Origin of the sequence: Cellulomonas septica, from assembly GCF_012396155.1 — a bacterium.
Lineage (GTDB): Bacteria > Actinomycetota > Actinomycetes > Actinomycetales > Cellulomonadaceae > Cellulomonas > Cellulomonas septica.
The window spans coordinates 1-1,730 of the sequence record NZ_JAAXOY010000717.1 but is presented as its reverse complement, the minus strand read 5'-3'; the positions used below and the strand labels follow the sequence as shown (position 1 = coordinate 1,730).

Genomic DNA, 1,730 nt, shown 5'->3' with positions numbered 1-1,730 from the left:
CGGCCGGCTCGCGCTCCCGGCCGCCGCGACGCTCGCGGCCGTTGTCGCCGTCGCGCTCACCGTCGCGCTCGACGGCCACGGGCTGGGCCTCGCCGTCGGCGCCCTCCTCGGGGTCGTGCGGTGGCCTCGGCAGACCCGTCCGGAAACTCGTCGGGAAGGCGTGTCGAAGAACGTCCGGGCCGTTCGACGAGGGGAGTGAGAGCCGCTCCGGCACTAGCGTCGGGCGGACCACCACGAGGAGGAGGACGGTCATGAAGGTCCTGGTGATGATCGAGGGTGCGGGCGCCGACGAGGCGAAGATCGAGCCGACCACCGAGATGTTCGAGCAGATGGGCCGCTACAACGAGGAGCTGGTCCAGGCGGGGATCATGCTCGGCGGCGAGGGGCTGCTGCCGAGCGCGCGCGGCGCGCGCGTCGTGTTCGAGGGCGGGACGACGTCGGTCGTCGACGGCCCGTTCGTCGAGGCGAAGGAGCTCATCGCGGGCTACTGGATCTGGGAGGTGTCCTCGCTCGAGGAGGCCGTCGAGTGGGCCAAGCGCTGCCCCGCGAACCAGTCCGGCCCGCGCGCGGTCCTGGAGATCCGTCCGATCGCGTCGATCGAGGACTTCGGCGACGCCTACACGCCGGAGGTCGCGGCGGCGGAGGAGAAGCTCGCCGAGCAGATCAAGGCGCAGCACGGCTGACGCCGGGCGGCGAGGCGACGGGACGCGACGATGACCGACCCGCGGCGCACGGTCGAGGCCGTCTGGCGCATCGAGTCGCCGCGGCTCGTCGCCTCGCTGACCCGGCTGGTCCGGGACGTCGGGCTCGCGGAGGAGCTCGCGCAGGACGCGTTCGTCCAGGCGCTCGAGCAGTGGCCGCGCGACGGCGTCCCGGACCGGCCGGGCGCGTGGCTCATGACGGCGGCGCGGCGGCGCGCGGTCGACGTGATCCGGCGCGAGCAGACGCGGGACGCGAAGTACGCGCTCGCGGCCGTGGACGGGCGGCACGAGCCCGGCGCCGACGCGGTCGTGGACCGGCCGGTCGACGACGACCTGCTCGCGCTCGTGCTCCTCACGTGCCACCCGGTCCTGCCCCGCGAGTCGCGGGTCGCGCTCACGCTGCGGTTGTTCTGCGGGCTCACGACCGACGAGGTCGCGCGTGCGTTCCTGGTCCCGTCGCCGACGATCGGGCAGCGGATCTCCCGCGCGAAGCGCACGCTCGCCGAGGCGCACGTGCCGTTCGAGGTGCCGCAGGCCGACGAGCTGCCGTCGCGCCTCGCGTCGGTGCTGGAGGTCGTCTACCTCGTCTTCACGGAGGGGCACTCCGCGACCAGCGGCGACACGTGGGTGCGGCGGGACCTGGCTGCGGAGGCGATGCGGCTGGGCCGGGCGCTCACCGGCCTGCTGCCGCGCGAGCCCGAGGTGCACGGGCTCGTCGCCCTGATGGAGCTCCAGGCGTCGCGGTTCGACGCGCGCACGGACGCGTCGGGCGAGCCGGTGCTGCTCGCCGATCAGGACCGCACACGCTGGGACCGCACGCTCGTCATGCACGGGCTCGCGGCGCTCGACCGCGCGACGACGCTCGGCCGGCCGCTCGGCCCGTACACGCTGCAGGCCGCGATCGCCGCGTGCCACAGCCGCGCCGCGCGGTTCGAGGACACCGACTGGGAGGCGGTCGTCGCGCTGTACGACGCGCTGGCCCAGCTCGCGCCGTCGCCCGTCGTCGACCTCAACCGCGCCGTCGCCGTG

3 protein-coding genes are annotated in these 1,730 nt (G+C 74.9%); 2 read left to right on the top strand and 1 reads right to left on the bottom strand.

Annotated elements, in window-relative coordinates; genetic code table 11:
- On the bottom strand, nucleotides 1–253 hold a 253-nt coding region (locus HGA02_RS20580), incomplete at its 3' end, for a hypothetical protein (protein ID WP_210728796.1).
- On the opposite strand from HGA02_RS20580, the gene HGA02_RS18505 reads away from it, so the two are divergent.
- Nucleotides 252–683 carry a YciI family protein gene (locus HGA02_RS18505; protein ID WP_162353653.1) on the top strand — a complete coding sequence of 144 codons (432 nt, stop codon included), beginning with the start codon at nucleotides 252–254 and terminating at the stop codon, nucleotides 681–683. The two genes, HGA02_RS20580 and HGA02_RS18505, sit on opposite strands and share 2 nt — an antisense overlap.
- Before the next feature lie 30 nt (nucleotides 684–713).
- Nucleotides 714–1,730 (top strand): RNA polymerase sigma factor (locus HGA02_RS18500; protein ID WP_168680779.1); only part of this gene is annotated, 1,017 nt, incomplete at its 3' end.

Coding starts and splice junctions, on each gene's coding strand:
- HGA02_RS18505 (WP_162353653.1), top strand. CDS start 252: ATGAAGGTCCTGGTGATGATCGAGGGTGCGGGCGCCGACGAGGCGAAG.